This is a genomic window from Rhodanobacter sp. BL-MT-08 (assembly GCF_054161255.1).
In genome coordinates, this window is record NZ_CP167872.1 from 3,510,947 (window position 1) to 3,536,295 (window position 25,349).

Genomic DNA, 25,349 nt, shown 5'->3' on the forward strand with positions numbered 1-25,349 from the left:
CGATGCGGCATCGCCGCGACGAATCAACCCGCCACGTCGGCCTGCTCCAGCGCCACGGCCACCGCGTGGATCACCGCAGCGATGCGCGCGGTGCTCTGAATCGGCTGCGCCGACAGGCCGTGCTTGCGCAGCGTCTTCTCGTGCGACTCCAGGCACATGCCGCAGCCGTTGACGGCCGACACGGCCAGCGAGGCCAGCTCGAAGTCGATCTTGTCACCACCCGGGTTGGCCATCGCATTCATGCGCAGGTTGGCGCGCAGCGTGCCGTATTCGGCATCGCCGACCAGGTGGATGAAGCGGTAGTAGATGTTGTTCATGCCCATGATCGACGCGGCCACGCGCGCGCCTTTGAGCTCGTCTTCGCTGGCGTGCTGCGCGGCCAGTTCGTTGATCGCGGCGGTCAGCGGCTTGTAGCGCGACGCAATCGCCGAGGCCAGGGCGATCACCGCGATCTGCTTCTGGGTCAGGCCGGGCGCGCCGCCCTCGGTCAGCACCGACTCGAGGTTCAGGCGCAAGTCCTTGGCATAGTCGGGCAGCTGGCTTTTCAGATCGGCAAGACTCATGGAACACCTCGGTAGAATTCGGGAATAACAAACAAAATTTTGGGCACGCGGGGAGAGTCCATGGATGGACTCGTTTTGAGGAGCGAGGAAAAAAAACCGGCGGCGAAGCAAACGTCGCCGCCGGTGGTGTAACCCGCGCGTCAGCGGGGGAGGGACAAACTCTGGCGCGCGGGGTGTTGCGAGCAAATCACTGTCAACGCGAGAGCGCTATTAGGCAACGTGCAGGGTCTCTTCACCCTTGCTCCAGTTGCACGGGCACAGCTCGTCGGTCTGCAGCGCGTCCAGCACGCGCAGCACTTCCTGCGGGTTACGGCCGACCGAACCGTCGGTGACATAGACAAAGCGGATGATGCCGTCCGGATCGACCAGGAACGTGGCGCGCTGGGCCACGCCGTCGTCGCCCAAGATGCCCAGGGCCGAGGTCAGGTCTTTCTTGATGTCGGCCAGCATCGGGAACGGCAGGTCGCGCAGATCCTTGTGGTCCTTGCGCCAGGCCAGATGCACGAACTCACTGTCCGTGCTGGCGGCCAGCACCTGGCAGTCGCGGTCGGCGAACTGGCTGTTCAGGTCGCCGAAACCCTTGATCTCGGTCGGGCAGACGAAGGTGAAGTCCTTCGGGTAAAAGAACACCAGCAACCACTTGCCCTTGTAGGTGCCATTGTCGATCGGAGCGAACGCCTTCTCGACGCTCTCGGTGGAGACGGTCGCGAGAAGGTTGAACTGCGGGAACTTGTCGCCGATGGTCAGCATGGTTTTTCTCCAATGGTGGGGTGTGGCAGATTGACGCCCTGCAAAATGGTTGGTCAGTTTCTGAACAACCGCAACGTTTGCAGCGTGTCGCGATGCACCATCGTACGCAGCCGGGGCAGATTGTTCAAATTGATGGTTTACATCACAATCATAGGCACCAACTATCACGGCAACTGACTCTGCTCATGAATCTGCGTGACCTGCACTATCTCGTCGCCCTGGCCGAACACCGCCATTTCGGCCGTGCCGCGGAGGCCAGTTTCGTCAGCCAGCCGACCCTGTCGACCCAGATCAAGAAGCTGGAAGAAGAGCTCGGCGTGACCCTGGTCGAGCGCATGCCGCGCAAGGTGCTGCTCACCGAAACCGGTCGGGAAATCGCGCGCCGCGCACGCATGGTGCTGGCCGAGGTCGACGAGATCAAGGCCACCGCGCAACGCACCCGCGATCCGGAAGCCGGCACGCTGCGGCTGGGCATCTTCCCTACCCTCGGGCCCTACCTGCTGCCGCACGTCATTCCGCTGCTGCGTGATCGCTTCCCGCGGCTGGAACTGCTGCTGACGGAAGGCAAAACCGAGAACATCATCCACATGCTGCGTGACGGCTCGCTCGACGCCGGCATCCTGGCGCTGCCGCTGCACGAGGATTCGCTGCACACGGAGTTCCTGTTTGAAGAACCCTTCGTGCTGGCCGTGCCGAACAACCATGCGCTGGTGAAGCAGAAAGGCCGGCTCAAGCTGTCCGACCTGGCCGCCGAGCGGCTGCTGCTGCTTGAGGACGGCCACTGCCTGCGCGATCAGGCGCTGGAAGTGTGTCAGCTCGCCGGCGCCGGCGAAAAAACCGGTTTCCGCGCCACCAGCCTGGAAACCCTGCGCCAGATGGTGGCTGCCAACGTGGGCATCACCTTGCTGCCCACGCTGGCGACCAAACCGCCGATGGCGCGCACCGACAACGTGCATCTGATCGAATTCGCAGGGCATCCGCCGAGCCGGCGTATCGCGATGGTGTGGCGCAAGAGTGCGTCGATGACGGGCTTTCTCACGCGCCTGGCCAAGGTGTTCCAGGAGCTGCCGGCCGGTCTGTTCGTGCCGGGTATCGAGGCAGCCAGACGGGCAAAGCAGGCCAAGGGCTGATTTCGCCAGACCATGGCGAGCGATAAAGCCGCTCGATAAACCTGTTGATAAGCTCGTCGCGTTTCACCACATCATCGGACCAACCCACACAGGCTTAGCGCGTCATGCGTCGACTACTGATCGCCCTGCTGGTGCTGCTGGTCGGCTGGGGCGCCCTGTCCCACTGGCGACATCGCGCGGTCGTGCCGCCGACCGGCGTGCTGGCGCCCGATAGTCCGCAGCAGGATGACTTCGGCGCCGGCGCGCCGGTGCTGCAGAAGGGCGACGTCACCCTCACCACGCGCGCGCATTTCGTGGTGACCGCGCGTGTGCTTTCCCGCGAAGACTATTCGTGGGGCGCCGATGCCAAGCTGATCCCCGAAGACCTCGCGCTGGGCTGGGGCCGCATGTCGGACAGCGCCGTGCTGGCGAACATCAAGATCACCCAGTCCGATCGCTTCTACTACTGGCGCGTGGAGCAGTTTCCGATTCCCCGCCGCGAGATCGAAACCTCCAGCGCCAACATGCACATGATCCCGGCCGATGCCGGCGTCAAATACGAACTCGAACACGTGCGCGTCGGCCAGGTGGTGCACTTCGAAGGTTTCCTGGTCGACGCCAGCCGTCCGGACGGCTGGCGCTGGAAAACCTCGATGACGAGAGACGATGTGGGCGCTGGCGCCTGCGAGCTGGTGTACGTGGAACAGTTCGCCGTAGTGAGGCCGTAGCTTTCATCGGGCAATTTTGTCCGGCTTGATTCGACAGCCGTCAGTAGCGCAACAGGCTGTGCAGAGGTGAATCGCCCGGCCAGCGGCTTCGCCCGTCCATTGCACCAAGCTCGATCAGCACGCTGGCGCCCGCCACCTCCCCGCCCAGCCGCTGAATCAACGCATGCGCCGCCGCCAGCGTGCCGCCGGTCGCCAGCACGTCGTCGACGAGCAGCGCGCGCTGTCCGGGCTGGAGTACGCCGGTGCTCGCTTCAAGCCGATCGCTGCCGTACTCCAGCTGATAATCCACCGTCATCACCGGCGGCGGCAGCTTGCCGGGTTTGCGCAGCGGCACAAAGCCGGCGCCCAGCTTCTGCGCCAGCCCCACGCCAAAGATGAAACCGCGCGCCTCGATGCCGCAGACCGCCTGCACGTTCTGGTCTGCCCATGGCTCGGCCAGCGCGCTGATGCAGCGGGCAAAGGCGCGGGCGTCGGCCAGCAGCGGCGTGATATCGCGAAAGGTGACTCCCGCTACGGGAAAGTCCGGAACGGCGCGGATCAAAGAGACGATATCGTTCATGGCCTACGGCTTGCTACGCGCTGGCGCGGTTCGATGCTGGAATGGATTGGAGTGCGGCCTAATTGGAGCGTTAACAGAACACAACCAGCGGATCGTCCGGCGCATCCTCCTGCGCCTCCATCGCCAGCCGGGCCTCGCTGAGCTGCGCCTCCACTTCGCGGACAATGTCGCTGGCCGCCGGCAGGCTCGATTCGGGCACCATCACGGCGATGTAATCCATCGCCGGCAGCTGGCCGACGGCACCGGTCAGGTATTCGCCAGCGATGAACGCCGGAATGCCCTCAGCCTCCAGCGCATCTTTCACCAGATGGGCGTCAAATAGATTATCGGCGCGGTAAATGATGTGCATGACTTGCAAGCTAACTCCCGCACGCGCGATCGGCAAGCGATGCCGCGACTGCGCTGCGCGGCCGCTTTCTGCGCCCGGCGGCGGTGACAGGGTAAACTGGCACGTTTCCGCTATTGCCCGCGAGTTTTTGCACGATGTCGACCGAAAACCTTACCGTCGAACCTGTCATCCCGGCCACATCGAACGGGACGCCGGCCGTGCAGCAAAATTTCATCCGGCAGATCGTGCGCGACGACCTCGCCTCGGGCAAGCACCGCGCCATCCACACGCGCTTTCCGCCGGAGCCGAACGGCTATCTGCATATCGGCCACGCCAAGGCAATCTGTCTGAATTTCGGCATCGCCGGCGAGTTCAAGGGCTGGTGCAATCTGCGCCTGGACGATACCAACCCCGGCAAGGAAGACCCCGAATTCGTCGAAGGCATCAAGGACGACGTGCGCTGGCTCGGCTTCGAGTGGCACGACCTGCGCCACGCCTCGGACTATTTCGAGGTGATGTACCGCTCCGCCCTGAAGCTGATCGAGGACGGCAAGGCGTACGTCGATGATCTCAATGCCGAGGACATGCGCGAGTATCGCGGCACGCTAACCACCGCCGGGCGCAACTCGCCCTATCGCGAGCGCAGCGTCGAGGAAAATCTGGACCTGTTCCGGCGCATGCGCGCGGGCGAATTCGCCGACGGCAGCAAGACGCTGCGCGCGAAGATCGACATGGCCTCCGGCAACATGAACATGCGTGACCCGGCGATCTACCGCATCCGCAAGATCACCCACCAGAACACCGGCGACGCGTGGCCGATCTATCCGATGTACGACTACGCGCACTGCCTGTCCGACGCGCTGGAAGGCATCACCCACTCGCTGTGCACGCTGGAGTTCGAGGATCATCGACCGCTGTACGACTGGTTTGTCGACAGCGTCGATCTGCCGAACCATCCCGAACTGTGGAAGTCGCTGCTCGACGCGGGCGTGCGCACACAGCCGGCCAAGCCCCGGCAGATCGAATTTTCGCGGCTCAACCTCAGCTACTGCATCACCAGCAAGCGCAAGCTGGCCCAGCTGGTTGCGGAAAACTTCGTCGACGGCTGGGACGATCCGCGCATGAACACGCTGCGCGGCCTGCGTCGTCGCGGCTTTACGCCAGCCGGGCTGCGCCTGCTGATCGAGCGCGTGGGCGTGAGTAAGCAGAACAGCGTGATCGACTATGCGATTCTGGAGAACTGCATCCGCGAAGACCTCGACGTCACCGCGGCGCGGCGCATGGCCGTGCTTGATCCGATCAAGCTGGTGATCACCAACCTGCCCGCCGATCACGAAGAGACGCTGCGCTTTGCCAATCATCCGAAGGACGAAAGTTTCGGTCAGCGCGACGTGCCCTTTTCGCCCGCGCTGTGGATCGAACGCGAGGATTTCGCCGAAATTCCGCCAAAGGGCTTTCATCGCCTGAAGCCCGACGGCGAGGTGCGCCTGCGCGGCGTCGGCATCATCAAGTGCGAACAGATGATCAAGGACGCCGACGGCAACGTGATCGAGCTGCGTTGCACGCTCGATCCGGAAACGCGCCACGGCATGGCCGGCGCCGATCGCAAGGTGAAGGGCACGATCCACTGGGTCAGCGCCAAGCACGCCGTCGCCGCAGAAGTGCGCATCTACGATCGCCAGTTCAACGTCGCCGCGCCCGAAAGCGAAGAGGATGGCAAGACCTGGCTCGAGCACATCAACCCGCAGGCCAAGCGCGTGGTGCACGCGTGGCTGGAACCGGCGGCGGCGAACGTGGCGCCGGAGCAGCGCTTCCAGTTCGAGCGACTAGGCTATTTTGTCGCCGATCGCGTTGACCACCAGCCGGCGAAGCCGGTATTCAACCGCACTGTCACACTGCGTGATACCTGGGCGAGGCAAGCTGGCCAGTAGACGGACAGGAAGAGGAAGGGACCGCGATGCTGCCACTGCAGATCCATCTGACCTTGCCACCCTGGATGGGCGATATCGTCGATATTGGCCGGACTTACCTCAGTGATGAGGAACGCGTCGGGCTGGCGATCGAACTATCGCGGCGCAACGTGGCCGAGCAAAGCGGCGGCCCGTTCGGCGCGGCGGTTTTCGATGCAGCAAATGGACGTTTGATCGCCATCGGCGTCAATCGCGTCGTGGTGCAGAGTTGTTCGGTCGCGCATGCGGAAATCATGGCGCTGATGGTCGCGCAGCAGCGCCTGACGCAGCACCGCCTGAACCAGAACGGCGGCTGCTACGTGCTGGCGACCAGCGCTCAGCCGTGCTGCCAGTGCTACGGCGCCACCGTGTGGGCCGGCATCGACGAACTGCTGATCGGCGCCCGCGCCGACGACGTCGAGGAACTCACCGACTTTGACGAAGGCCCGCTGCCTAACGACTGGATCGGCGAGCTGGAACGCCGCGGCATCGCCGTGCGCCGCGATATTCTGCGCGACAAGGCGCGTGCGGTCCTGGCCGACTACGGCGCCCGCGGTACGCCGTATTGAATCGCCTGCGCGCCTCGCTGCCGCTGGTCCTGCTGATACTGGCCGGCATCGTACTGTTCGCCTCGGGCGCGCTCGACCGGTTCACGCCGCAGCAGCTGGTGGCGCATCAGGTGCAGATTCATGCCCACATCGCGGCACATCCGTGGCTGAGCCGGCTGGTCTTTGTCGGCCTGCTGACGCTGACCACCTGCACCGGCATTCCCGGCACCATCATCGTGATCCTCGCCGGCGGTTTCGCCTTCGGCGTGGTCGAGGGCACGCTGTGTTCGTCCGTCGCGCTCACACTGGGCTCGCTGGTTCTCTTCCTTGCCAGCCGCTATGCCTTTGGCAGCGGCAGTCGCAGGCCGCCGGTGATCGTGGCCAGACTCCATCACGGCTTCGAACGTCACCCCGTGAGTTACACGCTGTTCCTGCGCTTTCTGCCGATCCTGCCGTTCGGTCCGGTCACCGTCGGACTCGCCTGGCTGCGCTGCCCGCTGTGGCTGTTTATCGGCGCGACCTGGCTGGGCGGCACCATCACGCTGATCTTCGAAACCTCGATCGGCGCCGGCATCGGCACGGTGCTCAGCCAGAGCTCCAGCTTCAGCATGGATCTTTTCATGCATCGCGAAGTACTGCTGCCGTCGGGCGCTCTGGCGCTGCTGGCGCTGCTGCCGCTGCTGATCGAGCGGATCACGCGGCGCTATCGCAAAACTGACAACTCCGCAGACTGAAGCTGCGCTGCCAGACGACCCCGGTATGTCGCAGGCCGATTCAGCACCGTTTTCGCTTAGGACTATTTCGCATTGACACGATGAGCGACGGCAAGCTAATAAAAGTCGGGAGGGAATGATGACGTTTGCCTGCTCTCAGAGAGTGCTGACAGAGCGATGGCATGGATATGGCGCAAAACCCGTTCAGTTCACGGAGGGAGACCGGCATGCTTAAGGGGATGGGGACACGATGGCAGCAGCATTTGCTCGTTGCTCTGCTCCTCTGCGGGGCGTACCTGACAGTGCGCCATCTTTCGCTGATCTATTTCGCCCACTGGATGCCACAGGCCGGAATCTGGCTAGCCGGCGTGTTGCTGCTGCCCCGGCGTTTCTGGCCAACCTTGTTGGTGGCGAATGTCACGGCACTGATTCCAGGCGCCTATGCCTGTTTCGACCAATACGGCTGGGGCGGATCATTGCTACATCTCATTCCGATATCGGCGTTTGCCATGGCGGTGGCATGGCCGCTGCGCATGCGTCTGCCTGGCGCCGTGTCCGGCAAGTGGGTGCTCGAATCGGTCACGGCCAGGCATATGGTGACCTTGCTGGGGCGCATCCTCGGCTTTGCCTTGCTGACAGCCGCCGACGGCACGTGGCAATACGCCTTGACGTTCCTGCCGGGGCAGAACGGCCCCGCCCTGATCCGTCTGTGGGCGCCGCGCTTTGTCCTGGGAAATTATCTCGGCTGTCTGACGGTCGTGCCGCTGGCGCTGGCCATTCACCAAGCCATTCGCCAGGCGGATTCCTGGAGTGCTCTGCTCAGGCAAATGGGCCGCAGCCGCCTGCTGCTCGAGGGCGTTGTCTTGGGCTTGTCCTGTGTCGGGCTGTTGACGGCTATAGGCGCGGGCGTTGCGGGCGACATGTGGCGGCAAGCCGCACGCATGGCGCTGTTTTTGCCCGTGGCGTGGATGGCCGTGCGCTACGGCTGGCAGGGCGCGGCGGTGGGCGGAACTGCGGCGAGCATCGGAATCATGCTGAGCATGCCCGCACAGTACGATCCCGGGATCATCAACGCCCAGAACTTCATGTCGATTTTTCTCTCGGTGCTGCTGCCTCTGGGGGCGAAGATCAACTCGCTCAATGAGCAGGAACAGAAGCTGGTGACCGACCATACACAAGTCCGGCAGGCCGCACAGCGCGAAATCCATCAGGGCGAACTGCGCCTGCGCCGGGGCATGGAAATGCAGGGGCATGCCAACGAGTACATGCAGGAGGGCTATGACCGCCTGTTGGAACGCGTCCGCGACGTGCTTCCCGAAAAAGAGCTGCACTACTTTCGCACGCTGCTGGTTCTGGTCCGGCGCTTCTCGTCCTCGGTGCAGGAAAGCTTTCTTCCCGCGCCCTGGAAATGGCCGCGCCTGGGTTTGCTGACGGCGCTCCGGGCCGGTGCAATCGCCGATGCCATGGAAGAATATGGGGTCACCTTCGATAACCACGTATCGGAGCGGGTTGCCCTGCTGACGCCGGGGGCGCAGTGGACGCTTTACCGTCTGGCTTGCGAAGCGGTGGCTTACACGTTGATGCAATCGCCTGCCACGCCGTGTATTCGTCTCCACGTCCGCGTGGGCATGGTGGGGCCAATGCGCGATATTCCCTGGGCCATGCTGACCGTGGTCGGCGAACCCGAGCCGCCAGCGGCGCCGCCCCTGCTGATCGCGTTACCCCAAAGCAGCCATCTGCTCTTGTCACGACTCGGCGCCATGGGCCTGGACCTTGCCGGCATGCGAGATCGTGCCAGCCTCTACCAGGGCAGGTTGCGCTCCAACAGGCGGCAGCAGCGCGTCAGCGTGTCGTTGCTGGATACGCCGGACATCAAGCCAGATGCCTTGCGCGCCGAAGATAAAAAACGACGCGCGCTCTACGCGGCGTAAGACGGAAAGGCCGCCGCTTGCAAAGCGACAGCGGGATAGAATCCTTCGATACCTAATTGGTTGCATGTGAATTACCCAACAGAGGTGACACCATGATTCGAAACCATGCACAGTGTGCATCATTGCTGGTGGGATTGATCGCCGGCATCGTGGCATTGCCTGCCATGGCACAGCCGCAGACCGCTCCCAGCCAGCCACCGCCAAGTCTGGGCCAGTCGTGGCCGCAGATGGCGAATGTCAGCGCTGCGCCAGGCTGGCGCGTCTACGCATTCGTGCGGGACAAGGTCAAATACATCCAGGTCAATGATCTGGTCGGCACAGTGCGTGCGACGCTGGCCACTGCTGACGGCTATTTTCTCGTGCTCCCGCTCGGTGCCGATGCCCAGCGCGTGTCCACCCCGACAAAACCGCTTGCCGCCGCACTCGACAGTAGCGCGCCAGCCGTCACCGTGTACCAGGATAAGGATGTGCAGCTGACGGCTCGCTACCAGAGCGATGGCAGCACCGTATGGACGGCCATTGCCAAGACATCGCCGAAGGCAACGACCACCCACGCGGCGCCTCCGGCGACCCCTCTGGACTGCCCTCCATGCGGCGCTAGCGGTCAGTGATACCTGACCGATATCTCATCCCCTCATCAGCATAGCCCTCGTGGAACAGGCCAAGTGCTTATCGCACATGGCCAGTTCCATTGCGGCATCCGCCGTTGCGTTTCGCAAAGCAGCAACTCGCCGGAGCCGACCGGGCAAGGTTCACCGTTTCCATTGACCCTGCCCGGCAAAACCGCGCTGGTGAAAAACGGGGAAAGCCGCGCCTGAGGCGAATGCACCACGGAAATACCACCACATGCCGTGCACGCCGCTGGAATACGGTGACGTTTTTTGCCACCACAAAAATGGCAAAACCCACTAGGTACCGGGCTCTGCAGCTGATGCTGAGGCTTGCCTGTTGATATGGTGGGTCGTCCGGGATTCGAACCCGGGACCAATAGATTAAAAGTCTACTGCTCTACCAACTGAGCTAACGACCCGACTAGCGAAAGCCAGCCCGCAATTTTACGGGCTGGGGCGCGTGGGCACAAGCAGACAGACGGTCACACGTAGCGCGTGGGATCGGACAGGCCGGCATCGCGGAAACCCTGCGCGCGCAACCGGCAGGCGTCGCAATGACCGCAGGCTCGACCCTCGCTGTCGGCGTTATAGCAGCTCACCGTCGCGGAAAAATCGATACCGAGGCGCTGACCTTCGCGTGCGATATCGGCCTTCCCCATGCGCATCAACGGCGCATGGATGCGGATGCCCGCGCCTTCGACACCGGCCTTGGTCGCCACATTGGCCAGCGTTTCGAAGGCTTCGATAAAAGCGGGACGACAGTCCGGATAGCCGGAATAATCCACCGCGTTGACGCCGCACCAGATGTCGCTTGAGCCGAGCACCTCGGCCCAGCCCAGCGCGATCGACAGCATGATGGTGTTGCGCGCCGGCACATACGTTACCGGGATATCGGTGTTATCCACGGTGTCCAGCGGCACGTCGATATCGGCGGTCAGCGCGGAGCCACCGATGCTGCGCAAATCCACCGTAACCGTTTTGTGCTCCACCGCGCCAAGCATGCTCGACACGCGCGCGGAGGCAGCTAGCTCGGAGCTGTGACGCTGCCCATAGGCCACACTGAGGGCGTGCACCTGATAGCCCTGCTCGCGCGCCAGCGCGATGGTGACCGCCGAGTCCATGCCACCTGAGACCAGCACGACGGCGCGAGGTAAAGATTTTTCTGACATGAGATGTTCCACACGAAGTCGACCGGTCACCGGCCATAAACGCCACCGGCAGCACAGGCCGGCGCGGGGCTTCCTTTCACTTGCGGCAACATGGCCACAGCGCGGATTTTCTTGAAGCGTGCGGCCACGGATGGCCGCCTGTCGATGTCGATCGTCTCTCTCATGAGCGACGCACAGTCATTTGCCAGCCGCGTCGTCCCATAGCAGCTTGTGCAGCTGCAGCTGGAACCGCACCGGCAGCTTGTCTTCGATGATCCACTCGGCCAGCTCGCGCGGCTCCACTGCACCGTGCACGGGCGAAAATAGCACCATGCAGCGCTGCGCCAGTGCGTGCTCCTCCAGCATCGCGCGCGACCATTCGTAGTCGGTGCGGCTAGCTATCACGATCTTGATTTGATCGTGCGGCAGCAGGTGACCGAGGTTCGACCAGAGATTGCGTCCGCTCTCGCCGGAATCGGGTGCCTTCAGATCCATGACCTTGCGCACGCGCGGATCGACCGGCGCAACATCGATTGCGCCGGAGGTTTCCAGCGACACGTCGTAGCCGGCGTCGCAGAGCTTTTTCAGAAGGATCAGGCAGCGCTTCTGCGACAGCGGCTCACCGCCGGTAACGCAGACATGCCTCACGTCATGCTTGGCGACCTCGACGAGAATGTCGTCGATCGCCCGCCAGTTGCCACCATAAAACGAATATTCGGTATCGCACCACACGCAGCGCAGGGGACAGCCGGTAAGACGGACGAACACCGTGCGCCAGCCGATCGCGTCGGCCTCGCCCTGGATCGAGTGGAAAATTTCCGTGATGCGCAATCGCTCGGCGACGGGCGAGGCTGGCGTAGCGGAAACCAAGCGAGCATTTTCAGCACGCACTGCCACCGCCTCAGTTGGCCGAGGACTGCTGGATCTGGCGCAGCCGCTCCTTGGCCAGGCTCGCCGCCTTGGAGCCGGGATACTTGCTGCCCACCGCGGTAAGCGTGGCCTTGGCCTGCGGCACCTGCTTCAGCTCGATCTGACAGTAGCCAAGCTTGAGCAGGGCGTCCGGCGCTTTTTCGCTCTGCGGAAACTGGCTCAGCAGATGCTGGAACGCCTCGACGGCCACCGGATAATTCATCGTGGCGTAGTACGACTCGCCGAGCCAGTAGAAGGCGTTGGGCGTCAGTGCATCGCTGGGGTATTTTTGGATGAATCCACGGAAATCGCGCGAAGCCGACACGTAGTCGCCCGCGCGGATCGCCTTGAAGGCGACATCGTAAGCAGCCGCCGCACCAGGATCAGCCGCGGCAGGGCTGGCGGCGGCGCCGGCCGGCGCGATCGCAGCGGCGGCCGGTGGCGCAACCGCCGGTGGATTATTCTGGGGTGGTGCGGGTGGCTCGTTGGCCGGCGGCTTGGCGGCATTGGCGCCCGCACCGTTGCTTTCGAGCCGGCTCAGACGCGCATCGATATCGCCGTACTGGGCCTTGTTTTTGTCGTCGAGCTGCTGCTGGCTGTGCTGCAGCTCCTCGATCTGACCCTGCAGCTGCTGCACCTGGGCCTGCAGTTGCTGCATCTGGTTGACCATGCCGATGCCGCCCTGGTCCTTGTTTTGTGCCTGCTGCTCCAGTCGCGTGACGCGGTCGGCCAGACTCAGACGCGAGTCCTGCGCGGTAACCGCGGACGCAAAAAACATGGCGGACGCTAACGCGCCCGCCATGCTTGTTCTGGCTGCAAAGCTGATAGCCAGTTTCTTCTTCATGCGTGCTGATTACTCGGCGGTGTAGACGATCTCGACGCGACGATTCTTGCTCCAGCAATCCTCGTTGTGTTCGCGGCAGACCGGCTTCTCTTTGCCGTTGCTGATCACGTTGATCTGGCTGGCCGAACCGCCGGCAGCCGTCAGCGCATCGGAGACAGCCTTGCCGCGACGCTCGCCGAGGCCGAGATTGTACTCACGCGTGCCGCGCTCGTCGGTGTTGCCTTCCAGACGCATCTGCGAGGTCGGACGATCCTGCAGGTACTTGGCGTGGCAGGCCACGATCTGCTGGAACTCCGGCTTGATCTCGGTCTGGTTGAAGTCGAAGTACACCACGCGCTGGCGCAGGCAGGCGTCGCTCTCCAGATCGCCGAGCTTGTACTTGCCGGCGCCGGTGTCGGGCTGAGTCATGGCGCCGTTGTCGACGGGAGCCGGCTGAGCGGTCGGCTTCACAGCTTTCTTGGAGCAGGCGGCCGCGCTGACGCAAAGCAGGGCGACCAGGGCAATACGTACGGTGTTATTCATGGTGACATTCCTTAACGGTTGAGTTTCCGACAACGATGACGATGAGGTAACGGGACAGCGACGCCGGTGGGCCGGCTGTTATTTTGACACTACTGTAAACGTGATTGTGCATCATCCTGATCAACCACGCGATACAACCGCGACACAGTAAAGTATCGCGGCCTCAATGAAACGTTCGCAGCGCCTCGGCCCCTTCCCTGGCAGAACGACACCGGCGCGTGATCGCAGCCGGTATCACTCAGATATCAACGCTGACGGTACGGCCCCCAGGCGGGTTCACGCACATCGCCGTCGGCCAGCACCAGCCGCTGGCGAACGTTGCCATCTGCCGACACGGAATACAGTACACCGCGGGTCCCCTCGGTGGCGGCATACAGCAGCATGCTGGCATTGGGTGCAAAGCTCGGCGATTCGTCATACGGCCCCGGAGACACAAAGTGCACCTGGCCGCCGAGAGTCTGATCCGCGATGGCAATACGATACACGTTGCCATTGCCCTGCACCATCGCTATCTGCTTGCCGTCGTAACTTACCGAGACGTTCTGGTTGTTCTGACCCTGGAAGCTGATGCGCGTAGCCGTGCCGCCGCTGGCCGGTACCTGATAGATCTGCGGGCGACCCGAGCGATCGGAGGTGAAGTAGATCGTCTGACCGTCAGGCGACCAGACCGGCTGCGTATTGATGGCGAGATTGTCGGAGGTCACCCGGGTTTCCTGACGGGTGGCCATGTTCAGCACATAAATGTTCAAGTTGCCGGTGAACGACAGCGCCACGGCCAGCTTGCTGCCGTCGGGCGACCAGGCTGGCGCACCGTTGATTCCCTTGGGATGCGATTCCACCAGCTGGCGCGCGCCAGTGGTGATGTCCTGTACGTAAATGTTGGAGTTGCCGCTTTCAAACGATACGTAGGCGATTTTCTTGCCATCCGGCGACCACGCCGGCGACAGCAGCGACTCTTTCGAACGCGCGACCACCTGCGGGTTGAAGCCGTCGGAATCGGCGACCAGCAGCGAGTAGCTCGTGTTGTTACCCAGGCCGACGGCCGTGATGTAGGCGATACGGGTCCAGAAGGCCCCGCGCACGCCGGTGATCTTTTCGTAGATCGCATCAGCGATCTGGTGCGCGACGTTACGCAGGTCGCCGACGGGCGCCGGCTGCATCGACTGCGACAGCAGGCTTTGCTGCTTGTTCACGTCCCACAGCTCGTACTCGACCTGGACCATGCCGTTGCCGGCGTCCTTGAGGCGGCCGACCACGATGTAGTCCTGCTTGAGCAGGCGCCAGGTGGCGAACTTGATGTCCGAGCCTTGCGACGGCAGCTCGACGATGTTGGCCTTGTCGAGCGCGCGGAACTTGCCCGAACGGTTGAAATCGTTATGGATAACGTCGGCCACGTCGGTCGGCGGCTGCGCACCTCCCTGCAGGGCGAAGGGCACCACGGTGATCGGGGTGGCCGTCTTGACGCCGCCGACGATGTCAATCTTCAGAGACTGCTGCGCATTAGCGGACGTAGCGAAGATCGCCACGAAGGCCAGCAGGATGAAGGCGAAGCTTGAGCTGAGTTTGCGCATGGGCTTGATCATTGCGGCCTGAAGGTGAAGGTAAGGTTGCGACGGAACACGCTTTCGAAGCCTTTGTAAGGCAAGGTCTTGGTACGAAGGACCGCATTTTCGACCGAACGTTTGCCGGCGTCGTCATACGGACAGTTGGCTGCGGCGGTGGCGCTGATCACGTCGCCGCCCGGAGATTGCACGATATTGACGTCACACGGCGCCGCCGCGATGTTATCCGGCCGCAGCCAGTTCGGCGTGACCGCATTCTGAATGGCGGCCGCATACGCGCTGCTGAGATCGGTGTGATCGCTGTTATTGCCACTCTGCAGCTGGTCGGCCTTGGGCAAATCCGGCTGGCTCTGGTCGCTGGCCAGATCCTCCATCTGCTGCTTGGCCTGCTTCGCCTTGCTGTCGAGCTTTTTGGTCTGGTCGGCCGCCGCATCCATCTTTTTGAACAGCTCGTCGACCTTCTTCTGCTCTTCCTGCTTTTTCTTGACCGCCTGCGCGTCGAGCTCGGACTGACGCTGCTGCTCTTTTTCTTCCTGCAGCTTTTTTGCGTCGTCGGCTTTCTGCAGCGCGTTCTCGACCACTTTCTCCTGATCCACCGTATCCGGATGCTCCGGCGGCGGCGGCAGGGTCTTGATCTTGGGCTCGTCCGGCTTGGGCGGAGTCGGTGGCGGAGGTGGCGTCGTCGGCGGTGGCGGGACCGTGTCTGGCACCTTGGTCTTCACGGTTTTCGGCGGCGGGCTGCCGGTGGGGCCCATCAGCATGGCCTCGATCACCTGCCCCTGCAGATTGAGCGGCGGTGTACAGGTGATCGGATTCATCCACGCGGGCAGGCCCAGCGAAGTGATGAAATTTTCGAAGCTCGAGCACGGCAGCGTCGCGAGAAACAGAAACGCGACGATACCGACGTGCAGGATGGCGGAAAGTATGACCGCCTTCGGCGTGCCCTTACTTTCGTCCATTCGTCCCGCCCGACCCCGGCTGGCTCATGAGGCCGATCTTGGTCACGCCAGCCTGCTGCAGAATCGGCAGGATCACGTAGACCTTGCCGTAGATGGCATTCTTGTCGCCAGCCAGCACGACCTGCAGATCCGGATTGGCCTGCTGAAACGCGGTGATCTTGGTGGTGAATTCCTGCACGCTGACCGGATCGGCCTTGCCGTCGCCGACCTTGAGGAAAATCTGCCCGTTCTGATCCACCGACACGACCAGCGGATCCTTGATGTCCTTCAGCGACTTGGCGTTGCTCTCAGGCAACTGCACCGGCACGCCGAGGCTCTTCATCATCGGCGTGGTCACCATGAAGATGATCAAGAGCACCAGCATCACGTCGATGTACGGCACGACGTTGATCTCGGACTTCAGCTTGTAGCGTTTGCGACGCTGGGAAATGGCCATGAATGCTGCTCCGCTCAGACCGTGTCGTCGGTCTGGATCTGCCGCTGCAGCACGGAGGAAAACTCTTCCTGGAACACTTCGTAATGCGAGGCCACGCGCTCGACCTTGGTGGCGAAGCGGTTGTACGCCCACTGCGCAGGAATGGCGGCGAACAGGCCCATGGCGGTGGCGATCAGCGCTTCGGAAATGTGCGGAGCGACCACGGCGATGGTCACATCCTTCATTTCCCCCAGGCCCTGGAACGCACCCATGATGCCCCACACCGTTCCGAACAGGCCCACGTAGGGGCTGATCGAACCGACGTTGGCCAGAAACTCCAGATTGCGCTCGAGCAGGCCAATCTCCTTGGTGCCGGTGACGCGCATGGCGCGCTCGGAGCTCTCGACGATGGTACGCACGTCGTGCGTCTTGCGCTGGCGCTGGCGCGCGAATTCGCGAAAGCCCGACTCGAAGATGTTTTCGATGCCGCCGGCGCCGCCGCGATTGCTGACCTCGCGAAACAGCTGGGCCAGATCGCCGCCGGACCAGAAGCGCTCCTCGAAGGCCTCGGCGTTTTCCATCGCCGCCTTGGTCTGCGAATGCTTGCGGATGATGATCACCCACGACATGAAGGAAAACACCACCAGCACCAGCAGCACCAGCAGGACTGGAATGCTGGAATTCGCAACCAGGGTAAAAATATTCAGTCCACCGTTCATTGCTTGAGGGTTCTCCGCCGGTCGGCTTGATTGAGGTAAAACCTAGGTTATCGGGATGCACGCCCACGTCGATCGGATGGCTTCCCATCACGCGGGCTTTTATCGGCTGGTTCGGCAGGCAACCGCCGAGCCAGCGTCTGGAATTCAGGCAATGGAACCGGCGGGAAAAAGATCTGCCGGGATTTGCGCCGGCCGCATGCGCTCGAGGTCGACACAGGCGGCCCGAACCGTGGCTCGGATCAGGCAAGTGCCGTCACCGCGCAGCACGGTCTGCGCAAACAGGATACTGGCTGCGCGCCGCTCTTTGACGTCTACCGTTACCGACAGTTCATCATCCAGCAGGGCGGGCCGGACGAAATCGATCTGCATGTCCTTCACCATGAAGCCCAAACCGGTCGCCTTGCGTAGCACCGACTGGTCGATGCCGATGGCCCGCAGCCATTCGCTGCGGGCGCGCTCGAGAAAGCGCACGTAGCTGGCGTGGTAGACCACGCCGCCGGCGTCGGTGTCCTCCCAGTACACGCGCACCGGCCAGTGAAAGGGCAGCAGCGAATCAGACATCGCCGGCATCCGCCTGAAAAAGATCGGCCGGCAGCACCGCGCGCGGCGGCGGCGCCAGCCCCAGATGACGCCAGCCCTTGGCGCTCACCATGCGACCGCGCGCCGTGCGGATCAGATAGCCCTGCTGGATCAGATACGGCTCGACCACGTCTTCCAGCGTGCCGCGGTCCTCGCTCAGCGCTGCGGCCAGCGATTCGACACCGACAGGACCGCCGTCGAAGTTCTCGACGATCAGGCTGAGCAGGCGCCGATCGAGTTCATCGAAGCCTTCCGGGTCGATCTTCAGCATGTCCAGTGCGGCCTTTGCCGCTGCGAGAGTGATCTCGCCTTCCGCCCGCACTTCGGCGTAGTCGCGCACGCGCCGCAGCAGGCGGTTGGCGATACGCGGCGTGCCGCGCGAGCGCCGGGCGATTTCGGTCGCGCCCTCAGGGGCGCAGACAATGCCCAGAATGCGCGCGGCACGCCGCACGATCTGAGTGAGTTCGTCGGTGGAATAGAACTCCAGCCGCTGCACGATGCCGAACCGATCGCGCAATGGCGCAGTGAGCATGCCGGCGCGGGTCGTGGCACCAATCAGCGTGAACGGCGGCAGATCGAGCTTGATCGAGCGCGCGGCCGGACCTTCGCCGATCATGATGTCGATCTGGAAATCTTCCATCGCCGGATAGAGCACTTCTTCCACCACCGGCGACAGGCGATGGATTTCGTCGACGAACAGCACGTCGTTCGCTTCGAGATTCGTCAGCAGCGCGGCCAGGTCGCCGGCGCGCTCCAGCACCGGGCCGGAAGTGGAGCGCACGTTGACGCCCAGCTCATTCGCAATCACATGGCTCAGCGTGGTCTTGCCCAGACCCGGCGGCCCGAAGATCAGCACGTGATCCAGCGCGCCGCCGCGCTTGCGCGCCGCCTCGATATAGATCGACAGCTGCTCGCGCACCGCCTGCTGGCCGAGATATTCGGCGAGTCGCCGCGGACGAATGGTGGCTTCGAGAGCCGCGTCGTCCAGCTGTGCGGCTGCGGTAATGATGCGCGCTTCGGTCATGCGGAAATTATGGCAGGCAGGAACGGGGAACGGGGAACGGGGAACGGGGAACGGGGAACGGGGAACGGGGAGAGCGTAAAGGCCAAAAGCAAAACAGCGACACAACCCATTCCGCCGCAGACGCATTCAAAGGCGGAACGGCTGATGTTCCCCGTTGACTCGCGGCTTCGCCGCGCGCCCTTCGGGCCGCCTTTGGCGTTCGCGCTGCGCGCGTCCCAACTCCCGTTCCCGGCTTTAGCTAGATCTCCACCTGCGCGCCCAGCTCGATCAGCCGGTTGCCCGGAATCTGGAAGAACGCCGTCGCCGGCAGCGCATTGCGCGCCATGAACACGAACAGCTTGTCGCGCCACAGCGCCATGCCGGGTCGACGCTGATCGGCGACGATGTTTTCGCGCGAGAGGAAGAACGTGGTGTCCATCATGTCGAACTGCAGTCCTTCCCGGCTGCAATCCATCAGTGCCTGGGGAATGTTCGGGTACTCAGCGAAACCGAAATGCAGCTCCAGCCCGTAGAAATCGTCGCCCAAGGTGAGCAGGTTGATTCGCTCGGACCTTTCGGCCACGGGCGTTTCCAGCATTTCCACCGTCAGCAGCACGTTGCGCTCGTGCAGCACCTTGTTGTGCTTGAGGTTATGCAAAAGCGCGCTGGGCACCGAATTTTGGTTACCGGTAAGAAATACCGCCGTGCCCGGCACGCGCAGCGGCGGATGCTGGCTGATGTTTTCGATGAAGGGCTTCAACGCAAGGCCCGACTGCTTGATTTCGCGCAGAACCAGCTCGCGGCCCCGCCGCCAGGTGGTCATCATGGCGAAAACCACCACGCCCAGGGCCAGCGGAAACCAGCCGCCGTATTCGATCTTGATCAGGTTGGCGCTGAAGAACGACAGGTCGATCACCAGAAACAGCGCACCCACGCCGATCACGGTGGCCAGGTTCCAGCGCCACTGATAGCGCGCGACCACCAGGGCGAGCAGCGAAGTAATGGCCATAGTGCCCGTCACTGCGATGCCGTAGGCGGCGCTGAGGTTATCCGACGAGCGGAAGCCCAGCACCGCCAGCATCACCATGATCAGGAGGAAGTAGTTCACCCACGGCACGAAGACCTGACCGGACATCTCGTTCGAGGTGTGCACGACCGCCATGCGCGGCGAGTAGCCCAGCGACATCGCCTCGCGCGTCATCGAGAACGCGCCGGAAATCACCGCCTGCGATGCGATCACGGTGGCCATGCAGGCCAGTATGATCATCGGCACCTTCAACAGGTCCGGCACCAGGCGAAAAAACGGACTGTCGATCGTGCTGGGATCGGCCAGCAGCATCGCACCCTGGCCGAAGTAATTCAGCAACAGCGCTGGCAGCACGAAACTGAACCAGGCGAAGCGGATCGGCTGTTTGCCGAAGTGGCCCATATCGGCGTACAGCGCCTCACCACCGGTGATGGCCAGAACCACGCCGCCCAGCGCGAGGAAGCCCTGAAAACCGTGGTGATGAAAAAACCACACGGCGTGGCGCGGATCGACCGCCAGCAATACGTGGGGGTTGAGTATGATCATGCGCAAACCGAACAGCGCGATCACCACGAACCAGATCACCATGATCGGTCCGAACAGTTTGCCCACCCGTTCGGTTCCGCTGCGCTGGATAGCGAATAGGCCCAGCAGAATAACCAGCGTGATCGGTACGACCCAGTGCGCCAGATTGGGCGCAACCACTTTCAGACCTTCCACAGCGGAAAGAACGGAAATGGCCGGCGTAATCACGCCATCGCCATAAAACAGCGACGCGCCGAAAATACCCAGAATCGCCAAGACCCATCGCAGGTTGGGCCGATCGCGCACGCTGCGCTGGGCCAGTGCCATCAGCGCCATGATGCCGCCCTCGCCCTTATTGTCGGCACGCATGATGAAGACCACGTACTTCAGCGATATCACCAGAATCTGCGCCCAGAAAATCAGCGACAGGACGCCGAAGATCGCTTCTGGCGTCGGCTTCATGCCGTCATGCGTGAGCGTGACCTGCAAGGTGTAAAGCGGGCTGGTGCCGATATCGCCGTAAACCACGCCGATCGCGCCCAGTGCGAGCACGGCGAGCCGGCGACGCATATCGGTCGTGCCGTCGCCCTGCGGTATGGCCTGAGTCACGGAATCAACCTCCCAATGCGGCGCGCAGCGCCTTGCGAATAATGGCCTCGGCGGTGTCGCCGTCGGCTGCCACTTTTTGTACCAGCCGCGTCACCTCGGCCGGCTTGTAACCGAGCTGCTGCAGCGCTACTGTGGCCTCGCCAGCCGCATCGAGCGGCGCGTCGGCGCCATTCACGCGCGTACCGGGAATGCTGGTGAGTCCGTCGACGCGATCGCGCAGCTCGATCACGATGCGTTCGGCGGTTTTCTTGCCGATGCCCGGAATCTTGGTCAGCGCCACCACGTCGCCGGTTTGCACCAGTCGCGCGAAATGTTCGGTGGACACGCCGGACAGCACCGCCAGCGCAATCTTGGCGCCGATGCCGCTGACCTTCTGCAGGCTGCGGAACAACGCCCGCTCGGACTCGTGCATGAAACCGTATAACGCCACGCTGTCTTCCTTGACCGCGTAATGCGTGAGCAGGGTCACTTCCTTGCCGGTGGCCGGCAGGTCGTAGATGGTCGACATCGGCGCTTCCAGCTCGTAGCCGACGCCGCCAACCTCGATCATCAGCCATGGCGGCTGTTTGGATATCAGAATGCCGCGAAGACGACCGATCATCGCCGGCGGGTCTCGCTGATCGCTACATCGCCGATCGTAATCTCAGTGACCACATTGGAGAATTTCATCGGCGCCGTCTCCAGGCCGTGCGTGGAATGCCGACGCGAGCGAGACTGGACCGCGTATGCGCGTGCGTCACGGCGATCGCCAGCGCGTCAGCCGCATCCGCCTGCAGCGGCCCCTTGATTCCCAGCAAAATACCGATCATGTGCTGCACCTGAGTCTTGTCGCTGCGACCGCCGCCCACGATGGACTTTTTGACTTCCGTTGCCGCGTATTCGTGCACTTCAATGTCGCGGCTGACCACCGCGCAAATCGCCGCCCCACGAGCCTGCCCCAGCTTCAGCGCCGAGTCCGGATTGCGCGCCATGAACACGCGCTCGATGCCGCACTCGGCCGGCCGATGCGTGGCGATGATGTCACACAGTTCGTCAAAGATGCGTTTCAGCCGCAGCGGAAACGTCGCCTCGCCCGCGACAGCCAGCGCACCGTGAAAGACGTGGCTGAGCTTGCCGGTGTCGTCGACATCGATGATGCCCACACCGGTGCGCTGGCTGCCCGGATCGATGCCGATGATGCGTGTCATGACGGGCGGCTCACGGAGACTGAAAGGACATCATGATCAAGCCTGTCGCGGCGGCGGGAGCGTCCCGCCGACAGCCGCTTACGGATGAGCCTCGGCCGGCAGCAGTGCGTTGTGATAAACGTCGTGCACGTCGTCCAGTTCTTCCAGCCAGTCGATCAGATCGAGCAGCGTCTCCTGCGCTTCGGCAGGCACGGCGCTGCGATTGGCCGGCCGCATCACCACCTCGGCGCGCGCCGGCGTCAGCCCTGCTGCAGCGAGCGCCTGCTGCACGGCGTCGAGGCTGTCCGGCGTGCAGAGCACGCTGCTTTCGCCCGCCTCGTTCACGACGTCGTCGGCGCCCGCTTCCAGCGCGGCTTCGAGAACCTTTTCTTCCAGCGCCTCGTCGCCGGCGGTATCGAACACCAGCTCACCGCAGCGGTGGAACTGGAACGCCACCGAGCCGCTGGTGCCCAGATTGCCGCCGTGCTTGGTCAGCGCGTGACGCACGTCGGCGACCGTGCGCACCGGGTTGTCGGTGACGCAGTCGATGATGAAGGCGACGCCGGCCGGGCCGTAGCCCTCGTAGCGCATCTCGTGCATTTCGGCGCCGCCGTCGGCACCGGAGCCACGCTTGATCGCGCGGTCGATGGTGTCGCGGGTCATGTTGGCCGACAGCGCCTTGTCCACCGCCGAACGCAAGCGGGCGTTTTCGGCCGGGTCGGCGACGCCGGCGCGCGTGGCCACGGTGATCTCGCGGATCAGCTTGGTAAACACCTTGGCGCGCTTGGCGTCTTCGACGCTCTTACGACCTTCGATGGACGGACCTCTACCCATGACGATTCCTGCGCTGCGCGGATGAACGAGCCGGTGATTTTAACGCACTCGTGAGGCAAGACGGCAAAAGCTGTTTCCGGACCGTTGCTGCAGCTCAAACCAAAGGGAGGGAATCGGCTTGCTGCGGCAGGGCTGCCGCCGGCGCGAAAGAGCCCTGACGCAGAAAGCGGCCCGTATGCAGCGCCACATCGGTCGAGAAAAGCAGGCCGGTGTGGCTGGTATCCACCACACAATGATCGGCGAGGCCGGGCAGCCGGGTTTCCTCTACCGCCACCGTGCCGTCATGCTCGCCCTCGATATTGGCCAGCACCGCGCCCAGACCGATCGGCGTGCGGCCGGCGATCATGCCGACCTCGCGCGGCCCGTCCCAGCGGCCAAACCCCTGCTCCAGCAGTTCGCGATTGTGCCCAAGCAGCACCTCGCCGCCGCGGCCCCAGCGGGCGAACCCGCGCGCGGCAGCGCTACCCATCAGGGGCGAACCGAGGCAGACGATGCGGCCCGCCGGCAGCTGACCTTCTTCCTGGCAGACCTGCAGCGCCAGCAGTCCACCCAGGCTGTGTCCGACCAGATGCACCGACACCGAATCCTCGCCGAGCAACTGCATGCGCTTGAGCAATCGACCGAGAATGCGCTCCTGCGAATTGGCCACGCTCATGTAGTCAAAACGATGAACGCGAAAACCCTGCTCGATCATCCGCCGATGCAGCATGGCCAGCGCGAAACCGCGCATCCACAGGCCGTGCAGCAAAATGACATGTTCGGTCATGAGTCAGGGATCGATAAACAACGGAAAAACAGCCGGGGAAGAGTTACCCCGCAGTACGAAACCTGATTGTGCCCGCCGCGCCGATGGCCGATGTCAACGGGTTGTGCAAACGCCATCGACGCCCCTGCATCGGCATCGATGGCATCACTACCAGCAACGCTCAGCTTATCGGGTCGGCGGCCACGCGCACATGCAGCTCCTTCAGCTGCGCGTCGCTGACCATGGACGGCGCATCGGTCATCAAATCCTGCGCGCTGGTGGTCTTGGGGAAGGCGATCACATCGCGAATGGACTCGGTGCCGGCCATCAGCGCGGCAATGCGGTCGATGCCGAAAGCCAGGCCACCGTGCGGCGGCGCGCCGAACTTCAACGCCTTCAGCAAAAAGCCGAACTTCATCTCGGCCTCTTCCGCGCCAATGCCGAGCAGCTCGAACACCGCGCTCTGCATGTCCGGGCGATGGATACGGATCGAGCCACCGCCGATCTCGTTGCCGTTGAGCACCATGTCGTAGCCGCGGCTCACCGCCGTCGCCGCGTTGGCGCGCAGATCGCCGATGTCGTCGACCTTGGGCGCGGTGAACGGGTGATGCAGGGCCACGTAGCGCTTCGCCTCGTCGTCGTATTCGAACATCGGAAAATCGGTGACCCACAGCGGCTTCCAGCTGTCGTCGACCAGGCCGCGGTCCTTGGCAACCTTCAGGCGCAAGGCGCCCATGAAATCGGTAACGGTTTTCCAGCTGCCGGCGCCGAAAAACAGCAGGTCGCCGCTCTGTGCGCCGGTGGCCTTGAGCACGTTTTCCAGCGCGGCGTCGTCGAGGAACTTCGCCACCGGCGAGTTGATGCCCTCACGGCCCTTGGCCAGATCGTCGATGCGCAACCAGGCCAGGCCTTTGGCGCCGTAGCGCGCAACGTATTCGCTGAGCTGGTCGATTTCCCTGCGTGTCAGCGTGCTGCCGCCGGGCACGCGCAGCGCCGCCACGCGGCCGCCGACATCGTTGGCCGGCTCGGCAAAGACCTTGAACTCGACATGTTTCACCGCGTCCGCAATATCGACCAGCTCCAGCGCAATGCGCAGGTCGGGCTTGTCCGAACCGAACCGACGCATCGCCTCGGCCCAGGTCATGCGCGGAAACGCGGCGTCGAGTTCCACGCCCTGCACTTCGCGGAAGACGTGACGAATGAGTTCTTCGACGAAATCCTGCACGTCCTTCTCTTCAACGAAGGCGAACTCCAGGTCGAGCTGGGTGAATTCGGGCTGGCGATCGGCGCGCAGATCCTCGTCGCGGAAGCAGCGCGCAATCTGATAATAACGGTCGAAGCCCGCCATCATGAGAATCTGCTTGAACAGCTGCGGCGACTGCGGCAGCGCGTAGAACTGGCCCGGATGCACGCGGCTGGGTACCAGATAGTCGCGCGCGCCCTCCGGCGTGGCCTTGGTCAAAATCGGCGTTTCCACATCCTGGAAGCCGCGCTCGTCGAGATACCGGCGCAGCGACTGCACCAGCTTGATCCGCTTGCGCATCATCGCCTGCATCTCGGGGCGGCGCAGATCCAGGTAGCGATACGTCAGGCGCATCTCCTCGTTCGGGTTTTCGTGCAGCGCAAACGGCAAATCTTTCGCGGCGTTGAGCACTTCCACCGTCTCGGCCAGCAGTTCGACCGTGCCAGTTTTCAGTTTGTCGTTGACCGACAGACGTCGGCGCAGCTTGCCGGTGACGCGCAGGCAGTACTCGTTGCCAATATCGCCAGCCACGGCAAAAGCCGCCGCATTGTCGCGCTCGATCACCACCTGGGCCAGGCCCTCGTGGTCGCGCAGATCGACGAACGCGACGTGGCTCTGCAGGCGCAGCGTGTTGACCCAGCCGCAAAGCGTGACCGTCTGGCCGATCAGCGACTCGTCGATGAGGCCGCAGTAGTGGGTACGCATGCGCTTGAAACTCCGGACCGCGAAGCGGTTGAATCAGGTGGAAAAG

27 protein-coding genes and 1 tRNA gene are annotated in these 25,349 nt (G+C 63.3%); 7 read left to right on the top strand and 21 right to left on the bottom strand.

Features of this window, described 5'->3' with window-relative positions; genetic code table 11:
• Nucleotides 1–23: 23 nt before the first annotated feature.
• A complete protein-coding gene (locus ACDK93_RS15685) occupies nucleotides 24–563 on the bottom strand; it encodes a carboxymuconolactone decarboxylase family protein (protein ID WP_458069852.1) in 540 nt (179 codons plus the stop codon).
• 210 nt (nucleotides 564–773) lie between these two features.
• A complete protein-coding gene (locus tag ACDK93_RS15690; RefSeq protein WP_458069853.1) occupies nucleotides 774–1,313 on the bottom strand; it encodes a peroxiredoxin in 540 nt (179 codons plus the stop codon).
• A gap of 185 nt (nucleotides 1,314–1,498) precedes the next feature.
• Between ACDK93_RS15690 and ACDK93_RS15695 the strand changes: the two genes are divergently transcribed.
• Nucleotides 1,499–2,443: a LysR substrate-binding domain-containing protein gene (locus ACDK93_RS15695; protein WP_458069854.1), complete on the top strand. Its 945-nt coding sequence runs from the start codon at nucleotides 1,499–1,501 to the stop codon at nucleotides 2,441–2,443.
• A 104-nt stretch (nucleotides 2,444–2,547) separates the two neighbouring features.
• The gene (locus ACDK93_RS15700; protein ID WP_458069855.1) at nucleotides 2,548–3,150 is read left to right on the top strand and encodes a hypothetical protein; all 603 of its coding nucleotides are present in this window, start codon (nucleotides 2,548–2,550) and stop codon (nucleotides 3,148–3,150) included.
• A gap of 40 nt (nucleotides 3,151–3,190) precedes the next feature.
• On the opposite strand, the gene ACDK93_RS15705 is transcribed toward ACDK93_RS15700, so the two are convergent.
• Together ACDK93_RS15705 and ACDK93_RS15710 are read right to left on the bottom strand one after the other, a co-directional pair.
• Nucleotides 3,191–3,709: an adenine phosphoribosyltransferase gene (locus ACDK93_RS15705; RefSeq protein ID WP_458069857.1), complete on the bottom strand. Its 519-nt coding sequence runs from the start codon at nucleotides 3,707–3,709 to the stop codon at nucleotides 3,191–3,193.
• A gap of 70 nt (nucleotides 3,710–3,779) precedes the next feature.
• Nucleotides 3,780–4,058 (bottom strand): putative signal transducing protein, encoded by a 279-nt coding sequence (locus tag ACDK93_RS15710; protein WP_458072490.1) that lies wholly within the window; start codon nucleotides 4,056–4,058, stop codon nucleotides 3,780–3,782.
• 134 nt (nucleotides 4,059–4,192) lie between these two features.
• Between ACDK93_RS15710 and ACDK93_RS15715 the strand changes: the two genes are divergently transcribed.
• The 5 genes from ACDK93_RS15715 (at nucleotide 4,193) to ACDK93_RS15735 (ending at nucleotide 9,789) form a co-directional block, all read left to right on the top strand.
• Nucleotides 4,193–5,968: a glutamine--tRNA ligase/YqeY domain fusion protein gene (locus tag ACDK93_RS15715; RefSeq protein ID WP_458069858.1), complete on the top strand. Its 1,776-nt coding sequence runs from the start codon at nucleotides 4,193–4,195 to the stop codon at nucleotides 5,966–5,968.
• A gap of 26 nt (nucleotides 5,969–5,994) precedes the next feature.
• Nucleotides 5,995–6,555 (top strand): nucleoside deaminase, encoded by a 561-nt coding sequence (locus ACDK93_RS15720; RefSeq protein ID WP_458069860.1) that lies wholly within the window; start codon nucleotides 5,995–5,997, stop codon nucleotides 6,553–6,555.
• The gene (locus ACDK93_RS15725; protein ID WP_458069861.1) at nucleotides 6,552–7,268 is read left to right on the top strand and encodes a TVP38/TMEM64 family protein; all 717 of its coding nucleotides are present in this window, start codon (nucleotides 6,552–6,554) and stop codon (nucleotides 7,266–7,268) included. The genes ACDK93_RS15720 and ACDK93_RS15725 overlap by 4 nt, the downstream gene beginning before the upstream one ends.
• Before the next feature lie 161 nt (nucleotides 7,269–7,429).
• The gene (locus ACDK93_RS15730; protein WP_458069863.1) at nucleotides 7,430–9,178 is read left to right on the top strand and encodes an MASE1 domain-containing protein; all 1,749 of its coding nucleotides are present in this window, start codon (nucleotides 7,430–7,432) and stop codon (nucleotides 9,176–9,178) included.
• Nucleotides 9,179–9,270: 92 nt separating this feature from the next.
• The gene (locus tag ACDK93_RS15735; protein ID WP_458069864.1) at nucleotides 9,271–9,789 is read left to right on the top strand and encodes a hypothetical protein; all 519 of its coding nucleotides are present in this window, start codon (nucleotides 9,271–9,273) and stop codon (nucleotides 9,787–9,789) included.
• A 343-nt stretch (nucleotides 9,790–10,132) separates the two neighbouring features.
• On the opposite strand, the gene ACDK93_RS15740 is transcribed toward ACDK93_RS15735, so the two are convergent.
• From ACDK93_RS15740 to aspS, 17 genes are all read right to left on the bottom strand, one after another.
• Nucleotides 10,133–10,208 (bottom strand) — tRNA-Lys (locus ACDK93_RS15740).
• A gap of 63 nt (nucleotides 10,209–10,271) precedes the next feature.
• A complete protein-coding gene (queC, locus tag ACDK93_RS15745; RefSeq protein ID WP_458069866.1) occupies nucleotides 10,272–10,958 on the bottom strand; it encodes a 7-cyano-7-deazaguanine synthase QueC in 687 nt (228 codons plus the stop codon).
• A 177-nt stretch (nucleotides 10,959–11,135) separates the two neighbouring features.
• Nucleotides 11,136–11,828 carry a 7-carboxy-7-deazaguanine synthase QueE gene (queE, locus tag ACDK93_RS15750; protein WP_458069867.1) on the bottom strand — a complete coding sequence of 231 codons (693 nt, stop codon included), beginning with the start codon at nucleotides 11,826–11,828 and terminating at the stop codon, nucleotides 11,136–11,138.
• A gap of 10 nt (nucleotides 11,829–11,838) precedes the next feature.
• Nucleotides 11,839–12,690 carry a tol-pal system protein YbgF gene (gene ybgF / locus ACDK93_RS15755; RefSeq protein ID WP_458069869.1) on the bottom strand — a complete coding sequence of 284 codons (852 nt, stop codon included), beginning with the start codon at nucleotides 12,688–12,690 and terminating at the stop codon, nucleotides 11,839–11,841.
• Nucleotides 12,691–12,699: 9 nt separating this feature from the next.
• Nucleotides 12,700–13,212: a peptidoglycan-associated lipoprotein Pal gene (gene pal, locus ACDK93_RS15760; RefSeq protein ID WP_458069871.1), complete on the bottom strand. Its 513-nt coding sequence runs from the start codon at nucleotides 13,210–13,212 to the stop codon at nucleotides 12,700–12,702.
• A 245-nt stretch (nucleotides 13,213–13,457) separates the two neighbouring features.
• Nucleotides 13,458–14,795: a Tol-Pal system beta propeller repeat protein TolB gene (gene tolB, locus ACDK93_RS15765; protein WP_458069873.1), complete on the bottom strand. Its 1,338-nt coding sequence runs from the start codon at nucleotides 14,793–14,795 to the stop codon at nucleotides 13,458–13,460.
• Nucleotides 14,792–15,733 (bottom strand): cell envelope integrity protein TolA, encoded by a 942-nt coding sequence (locus ACDK93_RS15770; RefSeq protein WP_458069874.1) that lies wholly within the window; start codon nucleotides 15,731–15,733, stop codon nucleotides 14,792–14,794. Before ACDK93_RS15770 ends, tolB begins: the two co-directional genes overlap by 4 nt.
• Complete coding sequence (tolR, locus tag ACDK93_RS15775) at nucleotides 15,720–16,169, bottom strand: protein TolR (protein ID WP_458069875.1); 450 nt, start codon at nucleotides 16,167–16,169, stop codon at nucleotides 15,720–15,722. The genes ACDK93_RS15770 and tolR overlap by 14 nt, the downstream gene beginning before the upstream one ends.
• A gap of 14 nt (nucleotides 16,170–16,183) precedes the next feature.
• Nucleotides 16,184–16,867 carry a protein TolQ gene (gene tolQ, locus ACDK93_RS15780; RefSeq protein ID WP_458069877.1) on the bottom strand — a complete coding sequence of 228 codons (684 nt, stop codon included), beginning with the start codon at nucleotides 16,865–16,867 and terminating at the stop codon, nucleotides 16,184–16,186.
• Nucleotides 16,868–17,011: 144 nt separating this feature from the next.
• Nucleotides 17,012–17,428 (bottom strand): tol-pal system-associated acyl-CoA thioesterase, encoded by a 417-nt coding sequence (gene ybgC, locus ACDK93_RS15785; RefSeq protein ID WP_458069878.1) that lies wholly within the window; start codon nucleotides 17,426–17,428, stop codon nucleotides 17,012–17,014.
• Nucleotides 17,421–18,470: a Holliday junction branch migration DNA helicase RuvB gene (gene ruvB / locus ACDK93_RS15790; protein ID WP_458069879.1), complete on the bottom strand. Its 1,050-nt coding sequence runs from the start codon at nucleotides 18,468–18,470 to the stop codon at nucleotides 17,421–17,423. Before ruvB ends, ybgC begins: the two co-directional genes overlap by 8 nt.
• A gap of 238 nt (nucleotides 18,471–18,708) precedes the next feature.
• Entirely contained in the window at nucleotides 18,709–20,571 is a 1,863-nt protein-coding gene (locus tag ACDK93_RS15795) for a potassium transporter Kup (RefSeq protein WP_458072492.1), read from the bottom strand.
• Between the two features lie 43 nt (nucleotides 20,572–20,614).
• The gene (ruvA, locus tag ACDK93_RS15800) at nucleotides 20,615–21,211 is read right to left on the bottom strand and encodes a Holliday junction branch migration protein RuvA (protein WP_458069881.1); all 597 of its coding nucleotides are present in this window, start codon (nucleotides 21,209–21,211) and stop codon (nucleotides 20,615–20,617) included.
• 64 nt (nucleotides 21,212–21,275) lie between these two features.
• A complete protein-coding gene (ruvC, locus tag ACDK93_RS15805; protein ID WP_458069883.1) occupies nucleotides 21,276–21,797 on the bottom strand; it encodes a crossover junction endodeoxyribonuclease RuvC in 522 nt (173 codons plus the stop codon).
• 78 nt (nucleotides 21,798–21,875) lie between these two features.
• The gene (locus ACDK93_RS15810) at nucleotides 21,876–22,610 is read right to left on the bottom strand and encodes a YebC/PmpR family DNA-binding transcriptional regulator (protein WP_458069884.1); all 735 of its coding nucleotides are present in this window, start codon (nucleotides 22,608–22,610) and stop codon (nucleotides 21,876–21,878) included.
• Nucleotides 22,611–22,704: 94 nt separating this feature from the next.
• Entirely contained in the window at nucleotides 22,705–23,376 is a 672-nt protein-coding gene (locus tag ACDK93_RS15815; RefSeq protein ID WP_458069886.1) for an esterase/lipase family protein, read from the bottom strand.
• A 160-nt stretch (nucleotides 23,377–23,536) separates the two neighbouring features.
• On the bottom strand, nucleotides 23,537–25,303 hold the full coding sequence (gene aspS, locus ACDK93_RS15820) for an aspartate--tRNA ligase (protein ID WP_458069887.1): 1,767 nt from the start codon (nucleotides 25,301–25,303) through the stop codon (nucleotides 23,537–23,539).
• Nucleotides 25,304–25,349: the final 46 nt, after the last annotated feature.

Bases quoted from the DNA above. Each gene is read 5' to 3' on its own strand.
- ACDK93_RS15685 (WP_458069852.1), bottom strand. From the start codon at position 563: ATGAGTCTTGCCGATCTGAAAAGCCAGCTGCCCGACTATGCCAAGGAC.
- ACDK93_RS15690 (WP_458069853.1), bottom strand. From the start codon at position 1,313: ATGCTGACCATCGGCGACAAGTTCCCGCAGTTCAACCTTCTCGCGACC.
- ACDK93_RS15695 (WP_458069854.1), top strand. From the start codon at position 1,499: ATGAATCTGCGTGACCTGCACTATCTCGTCGCCCTGGCCGAACACCGC.
- ACDK93_RS15700 (WP_458069855.1), top strand. From the start codon at position 2,548: ATGCGTCGACTACTGATCGCCCTGCTGGTGCTGCTGGTCGGCTGGGGC.
- ACDK93_RS15705 (WP_458069857.1), bottom strand. From the start codon at position 3,709: ATGAACGATATCGTCTCTTTGATCCGCGCCGTTCCGGACTTTCCCGTA.
- ACDK93_RS15710 (WP_458072490.1), bottom strand. From the start codon at position 4,058: ATGCACATCATTTACCGCGCCGATAATCTATTTGACGCCCATCTGGTG.
- ACDK93_RS15715 (WP_458069858.1), top strand. From the start codon at position 4,193: ATGTCGACCGAAAACCTTACCGTCGAACCTGTCATCCCGGCCACATCG.
- ACDK93_RS15720 (WP_458069860.1), top strand. From the start codon at position 5,995: ATGCTGCCACTGCAGATCCATCTGACCTTGCCACCCTGGATGGGCGAT.
- ACDK93_RS15730 (WP_458069863.1), top strand. From the start codon at position 7,430: ATGGATATGGCGCAAAACCCGTTCAGTTCACGGAGGGAGACCGGCATG.
- ACDK93_RS15735 (WP_458069864.1), top strand. From the start codon at position 9,271: ATGATTCGAAACCATGCACAGTGTGCATCATTGCTGGTGGGATTGATC.
- queC (WP_458069866.1), bottom strand. From the start codon at position 10,958: ATGTCAGAAAAATCTTTACCTCGCGCCGTCGTGCTGGTCTCAGGTGGC.
- ybgF (WP_458069869.1), bottom strand. From the start codon at position 12,690: ATGAAGAAGAAACTGGCTATCAGCTTTGCAGCCAGAACAAGCATGGCG.
- pal (WP_458069871.1), bottom strand. From the start codon at position 13,212: ATGAATAACACCGTACGTATTGCCCTGGTCGCCCTGCTTTGCGTCAGC.
- tolB (WP_458069873.1), bottom strand. From the start codon at position 14,795: ATGATCAAGCCCATGCGCAAACTCAGCTCAAGCTTCGCCTTCATCCTG.
- ACDK93_RS15770 (WP_458069874.1), bottom strand. From the start codon at position 15,733: ATGGACGAAAGTAAGGGCACGCCGAAGGCGGTCATACTTTCCGCCATC.
- tolR (WP_458069875.1), bottom strand. From the start codon at position 16,169: ATGGCCATTTCCCAGCGTCGCAAACGCTACAAGCTGAAGTCCGAGATC.
- tolQ (WP_458069877.1), bottom strand. From the start codon at position 16,867: ATGAACGGTGGACTGAATATTTTTACCCTGGTTGCGAATTCCAGCATT.
- ybgC (WP_458069878.1), bottom strand. From the start codon at position 17,428: ATGTCTGATTCGCTGCTGCCCTTTCACTGGCCGGTGCGCGTGTACTGG.
- ruvB (WP_458069879.1), bottom strand. From the start codon at position 18,470: ATGACCGAAGCGCGCATCATTACCGCAGCCGCACAGCTGGACGACGCG.
- ACDK93_RS15795 (WP_458072492.1), bottom strand. From the start codon at position 20,571: ATGCGTCGCCGGCTCGCCGTGCTCGCACTGGGCGCGATCGGCGTGGTT.
- ruvA (WP_458069881.1), bottom strand. From the start codon at position 21,211: ATGATCGGTCGTCTTCGCGGCATTCTGATATCCAAACAGCCGCCATGG.
- ruvC (WP_458069883.1), bottom strand. From the start codon at position 21,797: ATGACACGCATCATCGGCATCGATCCGGGCAGCCAGCGCACCGGTGTG.
- ACDK93_RS15810 (WP_458069884.1), bottom strand. From the start codon at position 22,610: ATGGGTAGAGGTCCGTCCATCGAAGGTCGTAAGAGCGTCGAAGACGCC.
- ACDK93_RS15815 (WP_458069886.1), bottom strand. From the start codon at position 23,376: ATGACCGAACATGTCATTTTGCTGCACGGCCTGTGGATGCGCGGTTTC.
- aspS (WP_458069887.1), bottom strand. From the start codon at position 25,303: ATGCGTACCCACTACTGCGGCCTCATCGACGAGTCGCTGATCGGCCAG.